The 19,914-nt window shown below is 65.3% G+C and carries 15 protein-coding genes; 2 read left to right on the forward strand and 13 right to left on the reverse strand.

Features of this window, described 5'->3' with window-relative positions:
• The first annotated feature begins 43 nt into the window (after positions 1-43).
• Positions 44-613 carry a YceI family protein gene (locus DXT74_RS13235; protein ID WP_043641610.1) on the forward strand — a complete coding sequence of 190 codons (570 nt, stop codon included), beginning with the start codon at positions 44-46 and terminating at the stop codon, positions 611-613.
• An 89-nt stretch (positions 614-702) separates the two neighbouring features.
• Here the strand turns inward: DXT74_RS13235 and DXT74_RS13240 are convergent, their stop codons facing one another.
• From DXT74_RS13240 to DXT74_RS13260, 5 genes are all read right to left on the reverse strand, one after another.
• Positions 703-1,272, reverse strand: a complete 570-nt coding sequence (locus DXT74_RS13240) for a hypothetical protein (protein ID WP_043641611.1) — start codon at positions 1,270-1,272, stop codon at positions 703-705.
• Positions 1,269-1,922, reverse strand: a complete 654-nt coding sequence (locus DXT74_RS13245; protein ID WP_043641613.1) for a DUF484 family protein — start codon at positions 1,920-1,922, stop codon at positions 1,269-1,271. Before DXT74_RS13245 ends, DXT74_RS13240 begins: the two co-directional genes overlap by 4 nt.
• A gap of 66 nt (positions 1,923-1,988) precedes the next feature.
• Positions 1,989-2,819 carry a diaminopimelate epimerase gene (gene dapF / locus DXT74_RS13250; protein ID WP_194426178.1) on the reverse strand — a complete coding sequence of 277 codons (831 nt, stop codon included), beginning with the start codon at positions 2,817-2,819 and terminating at the stop codon, positions 1,989-1,991.
• 108 nt (positions 2,820-2,927) lie between these two features.
• Positions 2,928-3,437 carry a hypothetical protein gene (locus DXT74_RS13255; protein WP_194426179.1) on the reverse strand — a complete coding sequence of 170 codons (510 nt, stop codon included), beginning with the start codon at positions 3,435-3,437 and terminating at the stop codon, positions 2,928-2,930.
• A gap of 65 nt (positions 3,438-3,502) precedes the next feature.
• Positions 3,503-4,144: a hypothetical protein gene (locus DXT74_RS13260; protein WP_194426180.1), complete on the reverse strand. Its 642-nt coding sequence runs from the start codon at positions 4,142-4,144 to the stop codon at positions 3,503-3,505.
• Between the two features lie 312 nt (positions 4,145-4,456).
• Between DXT74_RS13260 and DXT74_RS13265 the strand changes: the two genes are divergently transcribed.
• A complete protein-coding gene (locus tag DXT74_RS13265; RefSeq protein WP_194426181.1) occupies positions 4,457-5,317 on the forward strand; it encodes a methionyl-tRNA formyltransferase in 861 nt (286 codons plus the stop codon).
• A gap of 32 nt (positions 5,318-5,349) precedes the next feature.
• Here the strand turns inward: DXT74_RS13265 and blaCRH are convergent, their stop codons facing one another.
• From blaCRH to DXT74_RS13305, 8 genes are all read right to left on the reverse strand, one after another.
• Positions 5,350-6,222 carry a CRH family carbapenem-hydrolyzing class A beta-lactamase gene (gene blaCRH, locus DXT74_RS13270; RefSeq protein WP_194426182.1) on the reverse strand — a complete coding sequence of 291 codons (873 nt, stop codon included), beginning with the start codon at positions 6,220-6,222 and terminating at the stop codon, positions 5,350-5,352.
• Positions 6,223-6,651: 429 nt separating this feature from the next.
• A complete protein-coding gene (locus DXT74_RS13275; protein ID WP_231138180.1) occupies positions 6,652-8,043 on the reverse strand; it encodes an efflux transporter outer membrane subunit in 1,392 nt (463 codons plus the stop codon).
• 5 nt (positions 8,044-8,048) lie between these two features.
• Positions 8,049-11,147: a multidrug efflux RND transporter permease subunit gene (locus DXT74_RS13280; RefSeq protein WP_194426184.1), complete on the reverse strand. Its 3,099-nt coding sequence runs from the start codon at positions 11,145-11,147 to the stop codon at positions 8,049-8,051.
• Positions 11,144-14,245 (reverse strand): MdtB/MuxB family multidrug efflux RND transporter permease subunit, encoded by a 3,102-nt coding sequence (locus DXT74_RS13285; protein ID WP_194426185.1) that lies wholly within the window; start codon positions 14,243-14,245, stop codon positions 11,144-11,146. Before DXT74_RS13285 ends, DXT74_RS13280 begins: the two co-directional genes overlap by 4 nt.
• A 15-nt stretch (positions 14,246-14,260) precedes the next feature.
• Positions 14,261-15,511, reverse strand: coding sequence for an MdtA/MuxA family multidrug efflux RND transporter periplasmic adaptor subunit (locus DXT74_RS13290; RefSeq protein ID WP_231138181.1), 1,251 nt, complete (start codon positions 15,509-15,511; stop codon positions 14,261-14,263).
• Between the two features lie 115 nt (positions 15,512-15,626).
• Entirely contained in the window at positions 15,627-16,880 is a 1,254-nt protein-coding gene (locus DXT74_RS13295) for a nucleotide disphospho-sugar-binding domain-containing protein (RefSeq protein WP_194426187.1), read from the reverse strand.
• A gap of 62 nt (positions 16,881-16,942) precedes the next feature.
• Positions 16,943-18,730 carry an L-tyrosine/L-tryptophan isonitrile synthase family protein gene (locus tag DXT74_RS13300; RefSeq protein ID WP_194426188.1) on the reverse strand — a complete coding sequence of 596 codons (1,788 nt, stop codon included), beginning with the start codon at positions 18,728-18,730 and terminating at the stop codon, positions 16,943-16,945.
• 35 nt (positions 18,731-18,765) lie between these two features.
• A complete protein-coding gene (locus DXT74_RS13305) occupies positions 18,766-19,746 on the reverse strand; it encodes an isocyanide synthase family protein (RefSeq protein ID WP_194426189.1) in 981 nt (326 codons plus the stop codon).
• Between the last annotated feature and the right edge of the window lie 168 nt (positions 19,747-19,914).

Consider the following 19,914-nt stretch of genomic DNA (forward strand, 5'->3'; position numbering starts at 1 on the left):
CTTGCCTTTCCTTACCCTGGAGAAAACCGACGTGACGACCAAAATGAAAACTCTGTTTGCCGCCGTGATGACGTTGGGTGTGCTGGGCAGCGCGCAAGCCGCCCCGGTCACTTACGAAGTGGACAGCTCGCACACCCATGCCGGCTACTCGCTGAGCCACCTAGGCTTCTCTACGCTGAGCGGCCGTTTCAACGACACCAAGGGCACCGTGGTGCTGGACCAGGCCAAGAAAACCGGCTCGGTGGACATCGTGATCAAGACCGCCAGCCACGACAGCGGCTGGGCGGCGCGCGACAAGCACATCGCCAGCCCGGATTTCCTGGACGTTGAAAAGTACCCCACCATCACGTTCAAATCCGACAAGTTCACCTTCAACGGCGACAAGCTGGCGGCGGTGGACGGCCAACTGAGCCTGCACGGCGTGACCAAGCCGGTGACGCTGACCGTGACCAACTTCAAGTGCGTGGATTCCCATCCGATGGCCAAGAAGCCGTGGTGCGGCGCTGACGCTACCGCCACCATCAAGCGCAGCGAGTTCGGCGTTGGCGCTTACGTGCCGGCGGTGGGCGACGATCTGCAATTGACCATTGCCATCGAAGCCGGCAAGAAGTAAGCGAATTCGATAAAGCGCCGGAACCCGTGTCCGGCGTCAAAAAAAACCCGAGTCCTTCGACTCGGGTTTTTTCATGCCGGCGACACCGTTCAGGTCAGGCTCAGCACGATGGGGGCCAGCCAGTCGGACAGCCACATCACCAACAAGGGGCTGATTACGGTCATGCCGCCGAACACCGTCCAGGGCAGGCGCGCTTCCGGCTGACGGCGCATCACGAACAACAGCGCGCGGTAACCGGCGTAGCTGACGACCATGATCAGCGGCGGGGCCATCAGGTAGGACAGCAGCGGCCGCCAATCCAGCAGCCGCGAAAACGCGACGATGCCAAGATGCAGGCTGAGCTGGCTGGCCATCAGCGCCGCCAGCTGCGGCTGGCGTTCGGGGAAGGCCAGGCCAAGCCGGCTGACTTTCAGGCTGCTGGCGGACCATAGCACGGCCGTGATGCCCAGCCAGGCGTAGGCGTAGCAGAAGGGCAGCAGGACTGGCGACAAGGCGGTGAGGAAAGGGTCCGCGCGGAAGATCAGCGCCAGGATGAAGAAAGACGACGCGAAGCACAGCTGGGCGATGCCGTCGCGGCTGGCGATCAGCCGCCACAGAATGTGCAGATAGAACAGCGCGACCAGGGAGAGCAGAAACCAACCAGTGGGCGTTGCCGTCATTGAACCTCCAACACGCGAGTCAGCGCGGCTGACACTTGCTCGCCTATCTGGGCCAGGTAGTGGGTGTGCATGTCGAAGGTGAAGCGTTGCGGATCGTCCGACGCCAGGGCCAGCAGGCCGAAGGCCTGGCCCTGGCCGTCGCGCAGCGCCAGTTGAGCGAAGGACTGCAGCACGGGCGCGGCGGGGAACCAGGCCAGCACGTCGTCGTTGACGTAGGGGCCGCAATAGGGCGCGGAGAGATTGCGCGCCAACGCGGCCACCTCGCTGCGGGCGTCGTAGGCCGGGCCGGCGGATTCCGCCGCCGGATGCCATAGCCGCAACGCCACGCGCTTCAGCTTGAAATGCTCGGCGAAGCAGGCGGGCAGCGCGTTCAGCACGTCTTGCAGACTCCGGCAGGCCTGAAGCGTCAGCCCCAGTTGATGAGCGCTGGCGATGATGCGGTCGTTGGCTTCGCTGTGGCGGATCAATTGCTGCAAGCGGGACTCCAACTGCCGGTTGCGGTCCTTCAGGTCCAGCATTTGGCGTTCCGCCAGCGAGACCACCACGCGGTCTTGCGGCGCGCCGCCCGGCTTCAGGCCAAGCCTTTCGGCGTGATGGGCGAGAAAGTCCGGGTGTTGGTCCAAAAACGCCAGCACATCATCTGTCTGCATAATTCATAACCCCTTACGGCTGTGTTGTTGTTGCGAGCCCGCTGCCGCTCTGAGCCGAGCGGGCCGTTAAATCTCGATTTCGCCCTGGAACACTGTGACGGCGGGGCCGGTCATGGTTACCGCGGCGTCGTCGGCCGGCCATTCCACCGTCAGCTCGCCGCCCCGGGTGTGCACCCGCACGCGCCGGTCCAGCAGGCCGCGGCGGATGCCGGCCACCACCGCCGCGCAGGCGCCGGTGCCGCAGGCCAGCGTTTCGCCGGCGCCGCGTTCGAACACGCGCAGGCGGATTTCATCGCGCGCCACCACCTGCATGAAGCCGGCGTTGACCCGTTTCGGAAAGCGGGGATGGTTTTCGATGGCCGCGCCGAGGCGCGTCACGGGAGCCAAGGCTACATCTGCGACTACTTGCACCGCGTGGGGGTTCCCCATCGACACCACGCTGACCGACAAGGTCGCATCCTCGACTTGCAAATCATGGCACACCGCCTCGCGCTCGGCCTGGAACGGAATCTCGTCCGGAGCGAATCGCGGCCGGCCCATGTCCACCCGCGCTTGTCCGTCTCCCAGGTATTCCGGCGCGATCACGCCCTTGGCGGTTTCCACCTGGATTCGCGATTTGGCGGTCAGGCCGCGGTCGGACACGAACTTGGCGAAGCAGCGCGCGCCGTTGCCGCATTGTTCCACCTCGCCGCCGTCGTTATTGAAGATGCGGTAGCGAAAATCGTTGTCCGGAGAGTGTGGAGGCTCCACCAGCAACAACTGATCGAAGCCGATGCCGAAGTGGCGATCGCCCAACTGACGGATACGTTCCGCGTTCAAGGGGACGGTTTGACTCACGCCGTCGACAACCATGAAGTCGTTGCCGAGGCCGTGCATTTTGGTGAAGTGCAATTTCATTGGCGCGCCAGATTCTGCGTGAACAATCGGCCCGTTGCCGGACCGGCGGTCGGGCGGGGAGCCGTGCGCGCCAAAGCGCGGACGGGGCTCCGCCGCCAATAAGGCAGGTTAGCACAGTGGCGTAGATAGAGGTACAGGCGCGCGCTCAGGCGCTGGCCAGCGGCTTGCCGGGCGCGGCTTCGGTACCGGCGTAGGCCTGCAGGGCCGCGCTGGACGCGGCGGTTTGCGGCATGGCCTCGTCGCCGGTCTGGACGCGGCGGTTTGCGGCATGGCCTCGTCGCCGGTCTGGACGGCGGCGGCTTGCGCGTCGGCAGCGGCGGTCTGGCTGATATCGTCGATCAGCGAGCCGGACGAGGACGCTAGCGCATCTTGTCCGGTGGCCAGCTTGAGCGTGTCTTCGGCGGCGTCGCCGGGCTGGCTGAGCTTGAGCTGCATTTGCATCAGCAGCAGCCGTACCAGCGTGGCCATGTCCAGGCGGGGGCGGTCAGCCTGCGCCGGCTGTTGAGCCGGCTCAGGAGTGGCCGGCGGGGTCGCGGAGGGGGTGAAGGCGGCATCTGCCGGCGCTGTCGTCGCTTGAGCGGGGATGGGCGGCTGGAAGGAACTGGAGTGAACTTTCATATCAGTGTGCGCAAGAGTCAATGAAACAGGCCCGGCGCAGGGCCAGGCCTGGGAAGATGGCGGGCTCAGCAAGCGCTGCTATTAGCCTGGTAGGCATTCAGCGCAGCCTGAACCTGGCCGCCGCCATGATGATGATGGTGGCGATGATGAGCGGGCTGGCTCTGTCGCGAGTTGGCCTGCAAGTCCTGCTGCAATTGCTGATAATCCTGCCGCGCCTGGTTGAGGTTGCTGCTGTTCAGGTCCTGACCCAGATTGCTGAACAGCGCGCTGGGCGAAGTGGCCGCCGAGGCGCCGGTCAGCGCGCTCAGCGCGTCGTCGGTATCGCCGTCGCTGGCGCCGCCGAGGCTGCTCATCTGCAACTGGCTCAGCATCTGATTGAACAGAAGGGTCATGTCGTTGCCGGCGCTGGCGGAGCTAGTGCTTGAACTGCTACCGGCGCTGGCGACGCTGCCGTCGGTCTGCATGGAATTGATCAGGCTGGCGAAATCCTGGGCGCTGCCGCTCTTCGCGCCGGTGCCGCTGGCTGCGCTCGCATTGGGCAAGTTGGACTGCAGGCTGGCGAGCGCCTGCTGCGCGCCGCTGAGATTGCCTTGCCGCACATCGTTGATCATGGCCAGGAAATCTTGGTGGCGCTGCTGGTGAACGGCCCGCCGTTGTTGCCAGGCGTTGCCGCTGGCGTCGATGCCGCTTGTGTTGCTGACTGACATGGATAATCTCCCGCAAAGTCTATGGTGGGGTGTCGGTCGTGAGCTTCACGGAGCAGCTCGACTCCCATTCGCCGCCCCGGTTTCGATGTTTGCCGGCACGGCCGGCAATCCATGCCGCTGTGGCGGACAGGATTGCCACAAGGCGGCGGGTTTAGCCTGTTATCGCGTCAAAACAAGGGTTTGGCTAGCGGGTAGATGCAAGCGGCGTGCCAGCGGGCAGGCGAGATTCTGTTAATTTCCATTAGGTGTCCTGCTGGGCATGGATGGTCTTGATATAAACAAATCAGCCCTCTAAATTGCCGAGATGCCGCCATGCGTTTTGCCATTACCTTGTCCGACCGCTTCAAGCCGGTACTGGACGTCTTCCTGCATGCCGGCTGGCAGCCGTTGAAGCTGTTCTGCACCCCGGTGGACCATCGCATGCATCACCACAAGGAGTCATTGGAGGCGGCGGAGCGCTTGGGCGTGCCGGTGCAATTGTCGCGGATGCGCGAACGCGATTTGCTGGAGCTAGCCGAGCAGGACTGCGAAGTCTTGCTGGTGGCCAGTTACAACTGGCGGGTGCCGGACTGGGAGCCTTATCTGAATTACGCGGTCAACTTCCATCCGTCGCCGCTGCCCATCGGCCGCGGGCCTTACCCCATGGTGAGGGCGATTCTGGACGGTCATCGGCAATGGGGCTGCAGCTGTCACCAATTGACTCGGGAAATGGACGCCGGCGATGTGCTGGCGCAGGAACAGTTCGCGCTGAGGCCGGACGAAACCCATGAATCGCTGGACGCGAAACTGCAACTGGCGCTGTACCGGCTGGCCGGGCGGGTGGCCGGCGACTTCGCTTCTTTGTGGGAGCAGGCGCAGCCGCAAGGAGAGGGCAGCAGCTACTGGCCGCTGTGGAGGGACGAAGAGAGGATGCTGGATTTCAATCTGTCGGTGGAGGACATCATGCGCCGCGTCCGGGCCTTTGGCGATTTCGAATGCATGGCCACGGTCAACGGCGTCACCGTGCACGTGCACCGCGCGCAAGCCTGGCGCGAGAGCCACGCCTACCCGCCGGGGTCCTTGATTTTGTCCAATGCGCTGAGCCTCTTGGTGGCCGCCGCCGACGGCATGGTGCTGATCAGCGAATGGAGCTTGAACCCGCCCGGCGGCGTCAGCGGCCGTTTGCGCGGGTGAGGCGCGGCCCTTCGGCCGCGCCTGTTCCCATCTTATTTCTTCACGTTAAAGGCTTCCAGCGCCGCCCGCGCTGCGGCGGCGATCACTTCGTCGCTGTGCTTGGCTTCTTTCTTGGCGTGCTTGGTGTAGACCGCCAGCACGATGGGCGCGCGCTTGGGCGGCCAGATCACCGCGAAGTCGTTGGCGGTGCCGTAGACGCCGCAAGTGCCGGTTTTGTCCCCCACTTCCCAGCCGGCCGGCACCGCGGCGCGGATTCTGGCGTTGCCGGTGGTGTTGCCCTTCAGCCAGTCCGCCAGCTGTTGGCGTTGCGGTTCCGGCAGCGCCTTGCCCAGCGCCAGTTTTTGCGCGCTTTCCGCCACCGCTTTGGGCGTGGAGGTGTCGCGCGGGTCGCCGGGGATGGCGGAGTTCAGTTCCGGCTCCAGACGATCCAGGCGGAAGCTGGCGTCGCCGATGGAGCGCATGAAGGCGGTCAGCGCGGCGGGGCCGTTGATTTCCTTGAGCAGCAGATTGGCCGCGCCGTTGTCGCTGTATTGCACGGAGGCGGCGTTGAGCTCGGCCACGGTCATGCCGCTTGCCTGGTGTTTGGTGGTAATCGGGGACCAATTAGGCAGAGCCGTCTTGCTGTAGCGGATGCGTTTGTCCAGCAGGCCGGGTTTGTCTTGGCTTTGCGCCAGCACTCCCGCCGCCAGAAAGCCTTTGAAAGAGCTGCACAGGGGAAAGCGTTCGTTGGGACGGTTGGCCACGGTGGCGCCGGAGCCGGTGTCGATGGCGTAGACGCCGATGCTGCCGCCAAAGTCGCGTTCCAGTTTGGCCAGCTTGTCGGCGGCGACGGCGAGCGGATCCGCCGCAACGGCCTGGGTCAGCGGCGCGGTTAGAGACGCTAATAAAATCAGATGCTTGAACATGGTTTTGGTCCTTTTGCCTGGTTGGAAAGTGTGGCGCTATCCTGATGGCGAAGGGGTAGTCTGTAAATCGCGAAAACTGTAACTTGTGTAACTTTATGAGGCGGACCGGGGATTGAGGCGGGGGCGTTAGAACCTGTTTTCAACGCTGTATCGGCGACGCGTAACGGATCGTAAGCAGGTTTGGAGGCGGAGAGTTCATGCCGGCTTGAGCCGCTTGCGCGTTGGGCGATGGAGGACTAGCCCGGCGTGCTGGACAATGTTCGCGAGAAGGCGGCCACGGCCTTGAACCATGCCGTGTGAGAGGGAGGGCGCGGGCTGATCTTGCAATCTCGCGACCCACGGTGAAAGGCGCGCTGCTGGAGCAGGTGAAGCCCAGAAACCGCTGGGGGTATCGCCTACGGCTCCTCCCGCCCTGCGTGTGGCCGCGTGCTACGGGGCGGGCGTTATCTCTTGCCAGCCGCCGCCCAGCGCGGCGATCAGCGCCACGCTGCTGGCGTATTGCCGGTTTTTCACGTTCCACAGCGTGGTTTCCGCGTTGATGCGGCCGCTTTGCGCGCTCAGCACATTGAGATAGCTGACGGTGCCGGCGTGGTATTGATTCAGCGCGATGGTTTCCGCGCGCCGGGCGGCGTCCAGCGCGGCTTGTTGGGAGGCTGCTTCCTCGCCCAGCAATCTTTGAGCGGCCAGATTGTCTTCCACGCTCTGGAAGGCGGACAGCACGGTCAGGCGGTAGCCGGCCACGCTGGCGTCGTAGGCGGCGATGGCTTGTTCTTTCTGGGCGCTGCGCAGGCCGGCGTCGAACAGGCTGAGCGCCAGCGCCGGGCCCAGCGACCAGACGCGGTTGGGCAGGCTGACCCAGTCGGCGAAGCTGGCGCCGCGGTAGCCGCCGCTGGCGGACAGGGTGAGGGTGGGGAAGAAGGCGGCCTGGGCCACGCCGATTTGGGCGTTGGCCTGCGCCACCGCGCGTTCCGCGGCGGCGATGTCCGGGCGGCGCTCCAGCAGTTGCGAGGGCAGGCCGGCGGGGATGCTGGGCAAGCGCGGTTCGGCGCCGGCCGCCGGCAGGCTGAAGCTGGCCGGCGTCTGCCCCAGCGCGGCGGCGATGGCGTGTTCCAGCTGGGCGCGGGTCAGTTGCTTGTCCGCCCGCTGCGCCTGAGCGCTTTGCCATTGGCTTTCGGCCTGGGCCACGTTGGCGTCGGAAACGATGCCGGCCTGATATTGATTGCGGGTCAGCTTCAGCGTTTCCGCCAGCGCTTGTTCATTGGCTTGTAGTTGCCGCAGTTGCAGGTCGGCGACGCTGATCTGCAGATAAGCTGTGGCCAGCTGCGCCTGGGTGCTGAGGCGTATCGCCGCCAGTTGCGCGGCGCTGGCTTGGGCTTTGGCGGAACCGGCTTCCACCGAACGGCGCAGGCCGCCCCACAGGTCGAGTTCCCAACTGGCGTTGGCGCTCAGATTGTAGCTGGTGGAAGCGGCTTGGCCGGGGGCGTTGACGCCGCGGCTTTGGCCTGCGTTGAGCCCCAGGCTGGGGAACAGTCCGGCCTCGGCCTGTTTCAGTAGCGCCTGGGCCTGACGGTATTGCGCTTCGGCCTGGGCGATGCTGGGGTTTTGCCGGTTCAGGGTGTCCATCAGTTGGTCTAGCCGCGGGTCTTGATAGATGCGCCACCAGTCGCCGCGGGGCAGGGCATCCTGCGGTTGGGCGCTTTTCCAGCGGCCATCCTCTTTATAGGCCGCCGGCACGTCCAGCTTGGGTTTGACATAGTCCGGGCCCAGCGCGCAGCCGGCCAACAGAAGCGCGCAGGCCAGCGTAAGGCTTTGTGTTTTCATGGGTTTCATTCCTCGGCTCCGCGGTTCAGCGCGGCGCGCGCGGGCCGCCAGCGGCGGCACCACAGCCGGAAGCGGTCCAGGTACAGGTAAACGACGGGGGTGGTGTACAGGGTCAGCAGTTGGCTGAGCAGCAGGCCGCCCACGATGGAGATGCCCAACGGAGTGCGCAGCTCGGCGCCGTCGCCGCGGCCCAGGGCAAGCGGCAACGCGCCGAACAGCGCGGCCAGCGTGGTCATCATGATGGGGCGGAAGCGCAGCAGGCAGGCCTGGCGTATCGCCTGTTCCGGCGTTTGTCCCTCTTCGCGCTCGGCGCTGAGCGCGAAGTCTATCATCATGATGGCGTTCTTTTTGACGATGCCGATCAGGAGCAGCACACCTATCAGCGCGATGACATTGAATTCGCCGCCGGTGGCGATGATGGCGAGCAGGGCGCCGACGCCGGCCGAGGGCAGGGTGGAGAGAATGGTGACGGGATGCACCACGCTTTCGTAGAGCATGCCCAGCACGATGTAGACGGCGATCAGCGCGGCCAGGATCAGCAGCGGCTGGCTGTCCAGCGAGGCCTGGAAGGTTTTGGCACTGCCCTGGAAGCTGCCGTGGATGCTGCTGGGCAGGCCGACGCCGGCCAGCGCCTGGTTGATGGCGTCGGTGGCGTCGGACAGCGCGGCGCCCGGCGGCAGGTTGAAGGAGACGGTGGCGGCGGCGAACTGGCTTTGGTGGTTGACCGACAGCGCGGTGTTGCCGGGCGCCCAGCGGGCGACGGCGGACAGCGGGGTGGGCTGGCCTCCCGGCGTTTGCAGGAAGATGCTGTCCAACCCGTCCGGCCCTTGCCAGTATTGCGGAGCCACTTCCATCACCACGCGGTATTGGTTGAGCGCGTTGTAGATGGTGGAGACCTGGCGCTGGCCGAAGGCGTCGTTGAGCGCGGCGTCCACCTGGGCTTGGGTCAGGCCCAGCCGCGCCATGGCGTCGCGCTCGAAGACCAGCGTGGTTTGCAGGCCTTTGACTTCCTGGTCGGTGTTGACGTCGGCCAACATGGGCAGCTTCATCAGCGCTTGCTGGACTTTGGGCGTCCATTCGCGCAATTGGGTCAGATCGTCGCCTTGCAGGGTGTATTGGTACTGGGCGTTGCTGGCGCGGCCGCCGATGCGGATGTCCTGCACCGCCTGTAGGAAGAGCTGGGCGCCGGGTTCGCGCGCCAGGGTTTTGCGCAGGCGGGCGATGACTTGGTCCGAGCTTTCCTTGCGTTGGCTCAGCGGTTTGAGGCTGACGAACATATTGGCGCTGTTGCGCTGGCCGCCGCCGGTGAAGCCGAGCACGGTGTCCACCGCCGGGTCACGACTCACCACGGTGATGAAGCGCTGCAGCTTTTGCTGCATGGCCTGGAAGGAGATGTTCTGGTCCGCGCGTATCATGCCGTTGAGCCGCCCGGTGTCCTGTTGCGGGAAGAAGCCCTTGGGCACCGCCAGGTAGAGGTAGACGTTGAGGCCTATGGTGGCGGCCAGGATCAGCATCATCAGCGGGCCGTGGCGCAAGGCCCAGTCCAGGCTGCGGCGGTAGCCGTCCAGCATGGCGTCGAAGACGCGCTCGCTCCATTGAAACAGCCGGCCGGGCGGCCGTTCTTCGCGCGGTTTGAGCCAGCGCGCGCAGAGCATGGGCGTGGTGGTCAGCGAGACCAGCAGGGATACCAGGATGGCCACGGACAGGGTGACGGCGAATTCGCGGAACAGCCGGCCGATGACGCCGCCCATCAGCAGGATGGGGAGGAAGACGGCGATCAGCGAGACGCTCATGGACAGCACGGTGAAGCCGACTTCGCGCGCGCCGCGCAAGGCGGCCTGCATCGGTTTCATGCCGTCTTCGATGTGGCGGGCGATGTTTTCCAGCACCACGATGGTGTCGTCGACGACGAAGCCGGTGGCGATGGTCAGCGCCATCAGGCTGAGATTGTTGAGAGAGAAGCCGGCCAGATACATCACGGCGAAGGCGCCCACCAGCGATACCGGCACGGTGATGGCGGGGATGGCGGTGGCGCGGCCGTTGCGTAGGAACAGGAAGACCACCAGGATCACCAGGGCCACCGAGATCAGCAGCGAACGCTCCACTTCCCGCAGCGAGGCGCGGATGGTGGGGCTGCGGTCCATCACCACTTGCATCTTGATGGCGGCGGGGATGGAGGCTTGCAGCTGCGGCAGCAGCGCCTTGACCCGGTCTATGGTTTCGATGATGTTGGCGCCGGGCTGGCGGAACAGCATCAGCATCACCGCCGGCTGCTGGCCCAGGAGGCCGGCGTTGCGCAGGTCCACTACGGAATCCTTGACCTCGGCCACGTCGGCGATGCGCACCGCGGCGCCGTCTTTGTAGCTGACGATCAACGGCAGGTAGTCGCTGGCCTTGGTGGCTTGGTCGTTGGCCTGCACCTGCCAGTGTCGTTCGTCGTTTTCCAGAAAGCCCTTGGGCCGGTTGGCGTTGGTGCCGGCGATGGCGGCGCGCACGGTTTCCATGCCGATGCCGTAATGATTGAGCTGGCGCGGGTTCAGCTCCACCCGCACCGCCGGCTGCGCGCCGCCGCCCACGTTGACGTCGCCTATGCCCTCCACCTGGGCCAGCTTCTGGCCGAGGATGGTGTCGGCTGCGTCGTACATTTGGCCGCGGCTCAGGCTGTCCGAGGTCAGCGCGATGATCATGATGGGCGCGTCGGCGGGGTTGACCTTGCGGTAGGTGGGGTTGGACGGCATGCCGGTGGGCAGCAGGGCGCGCGCGGCGTTGATGGCGGCCTGCACGTCGCGCGCGGCGCCGTCGATGTCGCGGTCCAGCTCAAACTGCAAGGTGACGCGGGTGGACCCCAGCGAGCTGGACGAGGTCATTTCCGTGACGCCGGCGATGCGGCCCAGCGCTCGTTCCAGTGGAGTGGCTACGGTGGCGGCCATGGTTTCCGGGCTGGCGCCGGGCAGGCGCGCGCTGACGGAGATGGTGGGGAAATCCACTTGCGGCAGCGGCGACACCGGCAGCAGCTTGAAGGCCAGCAAGCCGGCCAGCAGGATGGCCAGGGTCAGCAGGGTGGTGGCCACCGGGCGCCGGATGAAGGGGGCGGAGGGGATCATGCCTCGCCCTCGGCGCTCAGTGCCGGCTTGGCCTTGCGGCGGAGGCGGCGCGCCAGCCGGTCAAAGGCCAGGTAGATCACCGGGGTGGTGAACAGGGTGAGCACTTGGCTGAGCAGCAGGCCGCCCACCATGGCCACGCCCAGCGGCTGGCGCAGTTCTGAGCCCATGCCGCCGCCCAGCATCAGCGGCAACGCGCCCAGCAGCGCGGCCATGGTGGTCATCAGGATGGGGCGGAAGCGCAGCAGGCAGGCCTGGTAGATGGCGTCGCGCGGGCTCATGCCGTGTTCGCGTTCGGCTTCCAGCGCGAAATCTATCATCATGATGGCGTTTTTCTTGACGATGCCGATCAACAGAATGATGCCGATGATGGCGATCACCGACAGATCGTTGCCGGACAAGAGCAGAGCCAGCAACGCGCCGATGCCGGCCGAGGGCAGGGTGGAGAGAATCGTGATGGGATGAATATAGCTTTCGTACAGCACGCCCAGCACGATGTACATGGTGACGATGGCGGCCAGGATCAGCCACAGAGTGTTGGACAGCGAGGCCTGGAAGGCCAGTGCCGCGCCCTGGAACTTGGTGTCTATGCTGGCCGGCAGGCCCAGCTCGGCCTCGGCCTGGCGGATGGCGTCCACCGCCGCGCCCAGCGAGGCCCCGGGGGCCAGGTTGAAGGACACGGTGGCGGTGGGGAATTGCCCCAGGTGGTTGATGGCGAGCGCGGCGGGGCGCTCCTCTATGCTGGCCACCGCGTCCAGCGGCACCGGGCCGCCGTTGGCGGTGGGCACGTACAGGCTTTTCAGCGACAGCGGGTCTTTCTGGTGCTGAGGGTCCACTTCCAGCACCACGCGGTATTGGTTGGTCTGGGTGAAGATGGTGGAGATCAGCCGCTGGCCGAAGGCGTCGTACAGCGCGTTGTCTATGGCGGCGGTGCTGACGCCCAGCCGCGCGGCGGTGTCGCGGTTGATGTTGACGTAGGCCTGCAGGCCCTTGTCTTGCAAGTCGCTGGCCACGTCGGCCAGCTGCGGCAGCCGGCGCAGCTTTTCCACCAGTTTGGGCGTCCAGGCGGACAGATCCTCGGCGCTGGTGGCTTGCAGCGTGAACTGGTACTGGGTGCGGCTGACGCGGGAATCTATGGTCAGGTCCTGCACCGGCTGCAGATAGAGTGCCATGCCCGGCACCGCGTCGGCCTGGTGTTGCAGCCTGCTCAGCACGGTGCGGATATCGTCGCGCTGTTCCTTGGGTTTGAGGTTGATCAACAGCCGGCCGTTGTTGAGCGCGGCGTTATTGCCGTCCACGCCGATGAAGGAGGACAGGCTGTCCACCGCCGGGTCTTTGAGCAACTGCTGCGCCAGCGCTTCCTGCTTGCGCGCCATGGCGCTGAAGGAGATGGACTGCGAGGCCTCGCTGACGCCCTGGATGGCGCCGGTGTCTTGCAGCGGAAAGAAGCCTTTGGGCATGGCCAGATAGAGCGCGGCGGTCAGCGCCACGGTGGCCAGCGCCACCAGCAGGGTGAGCGTCTGCCGCTCCAGCACCCAGGTCAGCATGCGGCCGTAGCGGGCGATCACCCGGTCGAAGAAGCGGCCGCTGGCGTGGTAGAAGCGGCCTTGCTTGTCTTCCGGCACGTGTTTGAGCAGGCGCGCGCACATCATCGGCGTCAGCGTCAGCGAGATGAAAGCCGAGATCAGGATGGACACCGCCAGGGTGACGGCGAATTCGCGGAACAGCCGGCCCACCACGTCGCCCATGAACAGGAGCGGAATCAGCACGGCGATCAGCGAGATGGTCAGCGAGATGATGGTGAAGCCTATCTGCTTGGAGCCCTTTAGCGCCGCGGCCATCGGCGTTTCGCCGTCTTCGATGTAACGCGCGATGTTTTCTATCATCACGATGGCGTCGTCCACGACGAAGCCGGTGGCGATGGTCAGCGCCATCAAGGTGAGGTTGTTGATGGAGAAACCGGCCAGGTACATCACGCCGAAGGTGCCCACCAGGGACAGCGGCACCGCCACCGCGGGGATGACAGTGGCCGGCACATTGCGCAAAAACAGGAAGATCACCATCACCACCAGGGCGATGGCCAGCATCAGTTCGAACTCCACGTCCGCCACCGAGGCGCGTATGGTCACGGTTCGGTCGCTCAGCACCTTGACGTCCACCGCGCCGGGCAGGGAGTCGCTTAGCTGCGGCAGCAGGCTCTTGATGCGGTCAGCCACCTGGATCACGTTGGCGCCGGGCTGGCGTTGCACATTGAGAATGATGGCGGGGGTGGCGCCGGCCCAGGCGGCCAGGCGGATGTTTTCCGCAGAATCCACCACTTGGGCCACGTCGGACAGGCGGATGGGCGCGCCGTTGCGGTAGGCGATGATGACGCCGCGGTATTCATCGGCGGATTTGAGCTGATCGTTGCCGTCTATGGTGGAGGCCTGGTGCGGGCCGTCGAAGCTGCCCTTGGCCTGGTTGACGTTGGCGCTGGCGATGGCCGTGCGCACGTCTTCCAGCGTCAGGCCCAGCGAGGCTAGCTGGCGCGGATTGGTCTGGATGCGCACCGCCGGGCGCTGGCCGCCGCTGATGCTGACCAGGCCCACGCCGGGCACTTGCGACAGCTTCTGCGCCAGCCGGGTGTCGACCAGGTCTTCCAGCTTGGTCAGTTGCAGCGTGGGCGAGGTGACGGCAATGGTCATGATGGGGGTGTCCGCCGGATTGACCTTGCTGTACACCGGTGGATTGGGCAGGTCGGACGGCAACAGGTTGCCGGCGGCGTTGATGGCCGCCTGCACTTCTTGTTCGGCCACGTCCAGGCTGAGTTCCAGGCCGAACTGCAGTGTGATCACCGAGGCCCCGCCGGAACTGGTGGACGACATCTGCGACAAGCCGGGCATCTGGCCAAACTGGCGTTCCAGCGGAGCGGTGATGGAGGAGGTGATCACTTCCGGGCTGGCGCCTGGGTATTGGGTGACCACCTGGATGGTGGGGTAGTCCACCTCCGGCAGGGCGGACACCGCCAGCATGCGCCAGGCGGCTAGGCCGGTAAGCAGAATGGCCACCATCAGCAAGGTGGTGGCCACCGGCCGCAAAATGAACAGGCGCGAGGGATTCATGCCGTTTCTCCGCGCTTATTGCGCCGCCGAGGCGCGGCGTTTGCCGGCCGCGCCGCTGCCGTCGCGTTTGTGGCGTCCGTTTTTGCCAGCGGCCTGGGCTGCCTGGAGGTTTTGCGCGGCGCGGTCCACCACCGTGACCTTGGCGCCGTCGCGCAGTTTGTCCAGGCCGTCCACCACCACGCGCTGGCCGGGCTTCAGGCCTTGTTCGATGACGACGATGTCGCCGACGCGCGCGCCGGCGCTCACCTGGTTCAGGCTCACGCTGCTATCCGCGTTGACGGTATAGACATAGCTGCCCGCCTTGCCCAGCTGCACAGCGGCGGCGGGCACGGTGACGGCGTTTTCCTGTTCGCCCAGGCTCAGGCGCACATTGACGAATTGATTGGGGAACAGGGCCTCGTCGGCGTTGGCGAAGCGGGCCTTGAGGTTGACGGTGCCGGTGCTGGTGTTGAGCTGGTTGTCTATGGCCAGCAATTTGCCGTCGGCCAGCTTGTTGCGGTTGTCGCGGTCCCAGGCTTCCACCGCGAGGCCGGCTTGGGCGCGGCTGGCCCGCAATACCGGCCCCAGGCTGACTTCCGGCACGGAGAACAGCACGTTGATGGGCTGGGTTTGGGTAATCACCACCAAGCCGTTGGCGTCGCTGGCGTGGACGATGTTGCCCGGGTCCACTTGGCGCAGGCCGGCGCGGCCGGACACCGGCGCGGTGACGCGGCTGTAGCTGAGCTGCAGCCGGGCGTTGTCCACAGCGCCCTGGTCCAGCTTGACCGTGCCCTGGTACTGGCGCACCAGCGCCGCCTGGGTGTCCACTTGCTGTTTGGCGATGGAGTTCTGTTCCAGCAGTTGGCGGTAGCGGTTCAGATCCAACTGGGCGTTTTGCAGCAGCGCCTGGTCACGCAGCAACTGGCCTTCGGCCTGGGCCAGCGCGGCCTGGAATGGCCTCGGGTCCAACTCCGCCAGCAACTGGCCTTGTTTGACCGGCTGGCCTTCTTCGAAATGCAATTTGTCCAGCTGGCCGTCCACGCGGCTGCGCACGGTGACGGTGTAAGTGGAATTGACGGTGCCCAGCGCGCTGATCTGCAAGGGGACGTTCTGCCGCTGCGCGGCGGCCACGCCCACGGCCGCCGGCGGCGCGGCGCGGCGTTGGCCCGCGGGGTCCGCGGTCGCGTGTTGCCGCCACCACCAGCCGCCCAACGCGAGCGCGACGATAAGGCCCCAGCACAGCGGAGAGCGGTAAAAAGGGCGGCGAGGCGCGGCGGATTGGGTCACGGCGGGGCTCCAGGAGTGCGGCGTTGGAGCGGCGAGGGCCGCTCCGGATCGTTCAAAGGCGACCGCCGGCATGGATGGGCGGTGAGGGGCGCCGCAGCAGGCCGAGGGTCGATGCTTACGGCATTATGCGCTCCTTGTTTGAACCGGGCTTTGCTTGCGCCGGCGATTGTATGTCGAATTGTTGCAAGACTTGTCGAAATGTAAGGTGCGGGCGGGTGGCGGCGAAATGCCAGGCCAGTTGCTGCGCGCGCTGGCGATAGGACGGTTTTGACAGCATACGCCGCAACAGAGGCGGCAGCCGGCCGGTTTCGATGTGGTGGCGGCGCAGCATGACGCCGGCGCCGTAGGCTTCGATATGCCGCATTGCCAGCAGCTGGTCCATATTGGACGGGATGCCGATCACCGGGCGGCCTTGTTGCAGCGCCTGGTAACTGGTGGGGCTGCCGCCATTGCAAATCACCAGGTCCGCGCGGGCGGCGGCGGCCTCGCCGGGCAGGAAGTCGGCGCTGAACAGGCCGGAGCGCTGCGGCAGCCGCTGGCGGCGGCCGGTGCTGGCGATGACTTGCAGCCCTTCGCCCAGCAGTTGATCTATCAGGGTGGGCAGCAGGGCCAGATTGCCGGAGGAACCCAGAGACAGGTAGACGGTGGGGCGGTCTTGCAGTTGCGTCCACCAGTCCGGCAACGGGCCGCCCGGCGACCAGGTGACCGGGCCCAGATAGTGGTGGTGGGCGGGCAGCGGGCCCAGCGGCACCAGCTCCGGTGAATCGTAGTACAGCACTTGATCGCCGTGGCTCCAGGCTTCGAAGCAATTGGCGAACGGGGCCAGGCCGTAGTGGGCTCGGGCGCGGTTGAGCGAGCGCGCCAGCAAGCGGGTGGCCAGCGGGGTGATCCAGCGCATCAGCGGCGTCATCACGGGCAGGCGGTGCAGATTGATCTTGGCCAGCTCCGGCACCGGCAGCGGCTCCGGCCGGCGGTGGGGGCTCCAGTAAGCGTTGATCAGGTTGATCAGCGGTTTGCCGGAGAGCGCGGCGCTGATGCCCAGCGAGTGGCGGAAGTCCCCGACGATGATGTCCGGGTCCAGGCGTTCGATCAGGCGCAATTCTTCTTCGGCGTAGGCGATGATTTCCTCGCGGCGGTACAAGGCCTTGCCGTTGTCCACGGCGTGAAGAAAATCTTCGCAGCTCTTGGTGAGCAGCGGATGGTAATGGATGTCCTGGCGTTGGTAGAGGTAATCGAAGCGTGGCGCGGCGGCCAGATGGATAGCGTAGTCCGAGGCGGGCAGCGCGGCGGCCAGGGTATAGGGGCGGGCGACATGGGCCAGGGTGACGGCCTCGCCGACGAAGAGGACTTTCTGCTTGCGTGGGTTCATGGCGGTTTTCGGGGGATGGGGGGCGATGCCGCCCGGCGGAGCCGGACGGCGCGGGGCGGGCCTTAGAACGTGTTTACGATCTCGCCCTTGCTCGCGAGTCTTTGAACCGGTTCTTGGCCTTTGTGGACCTGGACACGCCACAGCTCGCGTCCGCGCGAGGCGCGTGTCATCGCGCGGCGGCCGTGCAGGCTGTTGTAGTTGTCGATCAGCACTAGATCGCCGTCGTGCCAGTCGTGCTCAATCAGGTTTTCCGGCGCGTAAGCCCGTTCCAGCAATTCTTGGACCAGGTTGGGGTAGTCGTCGGCGCGTTCTTCCACGTCGACAAAGAACTTTTGCAGTTCGGAGTTGCTGTTCTCCTGGAAACGCAGCACCGCTTCGCCGGTGTCCGGGTGGGTTTCCACCAGTGGATAGACGCGGGCGTCGCCGCCGAAATAGGTGAACTTGGTGTGGTAACGGATTTCCAGCCGCTCCCATTCGGCCAGCGTGGCCGTCGGCACTTGGCGCAGGATGTTGCGCGCGTCCACCAGCGTGGTCTGGCCTTCGCCGTGTTGCGGCGCTGTCTTGCAATACAGCGCGAACAGGCTGGCGCTGAAGCGCGGGTTCTTGCGCACGAACTCATTGTCGGCCGGCAGCATGCTCAAATCCCAGTGCAGCGGCAGATCCTCGAAGGAGTGGACGAAGCCGTCGGCGTCTTCCTCCGGCTTGACCTTGTGCACCGCGCCGAACTGCCAGATGTAAGGGGTGCCGAACTGGGCGCTGAAGTCGATCAGATTGTCCTCGTCCTCCACGGCGAAGCCGCGCAGCGCGACGAAGCCGAAGAGCTGAGCCAAGCGGGTCAAGGCCGGGCGCGGCAGCGACAGGCAGTTGGCGCCGGGGCGGCGGTTTTCGATCAACAGGCCGAAGCGGCCGGCCAGCATGACCGATAGTTCGCAACCTTCCCATTCCGCGCCGGCTTGTTCCAGGTAGAGCCAGGGGTGGCCGTCGAAGCTCACCGCCTTGGCGCGGCGCGCGTCCAGCGCCTGGCGCTTGGAGACCAGCTCGCCGCGGCCGGCCAGGTTCAGCAGGTAGACGCGGTGCCAGGGCAAGGCCGCCTCGGCCTGGGCCGGTGACAGGCGGATGGGGAATTTGCCGCCGGGCGAGCCTGATGGGTGAATGGTCAACCGGATGGCTTCCGGGAAGTGTTCGGCCAGCATCGCGTCCAGCGCGATGCCGCGCCAGGCCAGACGCAGCGCGCGCCGCGGCCAGTCCTCTGCCTCGGCGATGCCGCGCGCCGCATTGTCTTCGCGCAGCAAGTTCAGCCATTGCGGCTGACGTCCGGCCTGGTTTTCCGGCAGCGGCTGGGAGAAGTCCGCGGCCGCGGCGGGCAGGTAGCGGCGCAGCACGCTTTCCGCGCGGTCGCGCTGGCGGTCGAAGCCGGGCTGGACGCTGGCGTAGTCATGCCAGCGCAGCACCGGGCTGGCGTAGAGCGCGCGCAGCCGGCGGTGGTAGTCGTTGGCCGTGTCGCGCGGGATGTCCAGCAGGTCGTGGAAGCTCAGGCCGTCGCTGAACAGCTCCAGCGTGCAACCGGCCGGGTAGACGCGGCCGACGGCGCGGCACAGTTGGTCCAGCCGTTCCAGCGCCGCGTATTCGGCGTAGTCGGGGCGGTCGGACGCGGTTTTGTCGCGGGTGTTGGGGGATTTCAGCGGAAAGCCCGGCAGCAGCAGTTGCAGCGGCTGTTGCCGGCGCACGAAGCGCTCCACTTGAGCGCTCAGCGCCTGGCGGTAGGACTCAAGCTGCGGGTGGTCCGCGTCGCCCTGGAAGGCGTCGAGCAAAATGGAGACGATGGAAGCGACAAGGGGTTCGTTTTGCATGGCGATACTCGAAATAAACAATAAGGGGAGGGGCTTCAGGCGGCGGTGGCGATGAAGTGGCTTGGCCGGCCGTCGACAAAGACCAAGGCGGACTGGTTTTCGTCGATGTCGCTGCGCTTTTTCAACATCACGCCGTGCTCGTGCTTGATCGCGGCCGCGTGCCAGGGCGTCAGCCAGGCATCGACGCTGTCCACCAGCCGCACGCCGATCTTGGATGACACGCGAAATTGCGGATGGATGGACAGGCGCAAGCTGTCTGGAAACGCGCGTTCCAGCAGCCGGCTCCAGGCGTTGCTGCGCTGAATCACTCGATAGGCGTTGGCGCGCGCCATTTTCTGCAAACTGGTCTTGCTGTGGCCGGCAAAGCGCTCCATGCCTTGCGCGTCCTCGAACAGGAAGCGGGTAATGCCCTGGTACATCGCGCGCATCGCAGGTTCGTCCTGGCATTGGCGTTTGATCTGCTCGATGGAGTCGCTGTAAAGAATCAGCAATTCTTCGCGCTGCGAATCCAGGTCGCCGATATAGCTGAAGTGATCTTTCAAGTCGTAAAAGCGAAAGCTGTCTCCATGGCGCTGCCGCGCATAGCGAATCAAGTCGTCCATATAGGCGGCGACTTCCGCGTCCGGGATATACACCACGTCGGAAAAACAATATCCATCCGAACAAATGGCGACTTGAGCGCCCGGCGGGTAGATGCTTTGAATGTCTCTGCAAAGCTGATGCAGATTATCCATCGCGTGGCGCTCGGCCAAATCGGGCATCACGCCCAGGGTTTTATTACGATTGGGCGATTTGCCGGGGAAGGCCGGCAGAATCATTTGCAGCGGCTGGCGGCGGGTTACGGCGGCTTGAATCTTGGGAAGGTGAGGGGCCATTTCCGCGTCCAGATCTTCCGTTGCGGTTAGATCCTCCGGGTGAATGCGGCGCAGTTTGAAAACCAGCCCCAGTATTTGCCGGGCCAGATCCGCCGCGGAAACTCCAAATGGTTGAAAAACAGGGTCGACAATGGCGTTCATGGTTTATCTCAATTGGTTGTGGAATCAAAAGCGATGGAATTGCCACTTGCCCGCGTTCATGCGCGAGCGTTTTGCTTATCGTTATGTGGTAACCAAAATAATGGAAAGAACACGATTTGCTTTTAGTAAGCGTGGCCATTTTATGGCAGATGCCGAGCGTGGGCGAAC

It is taken from the genome of Chromobacterium sp. Rain0013 (assembly GCF_015291765.1).
In the GTDB taxonomy this organism is placed as follows: domain Bacteria; phylum Pseudomonadota; class Gammaproteobacteria; order Burkholderiales; family Chromobacteriaceae; genus Chromobacterium; species Chromobacterium haemolyticum.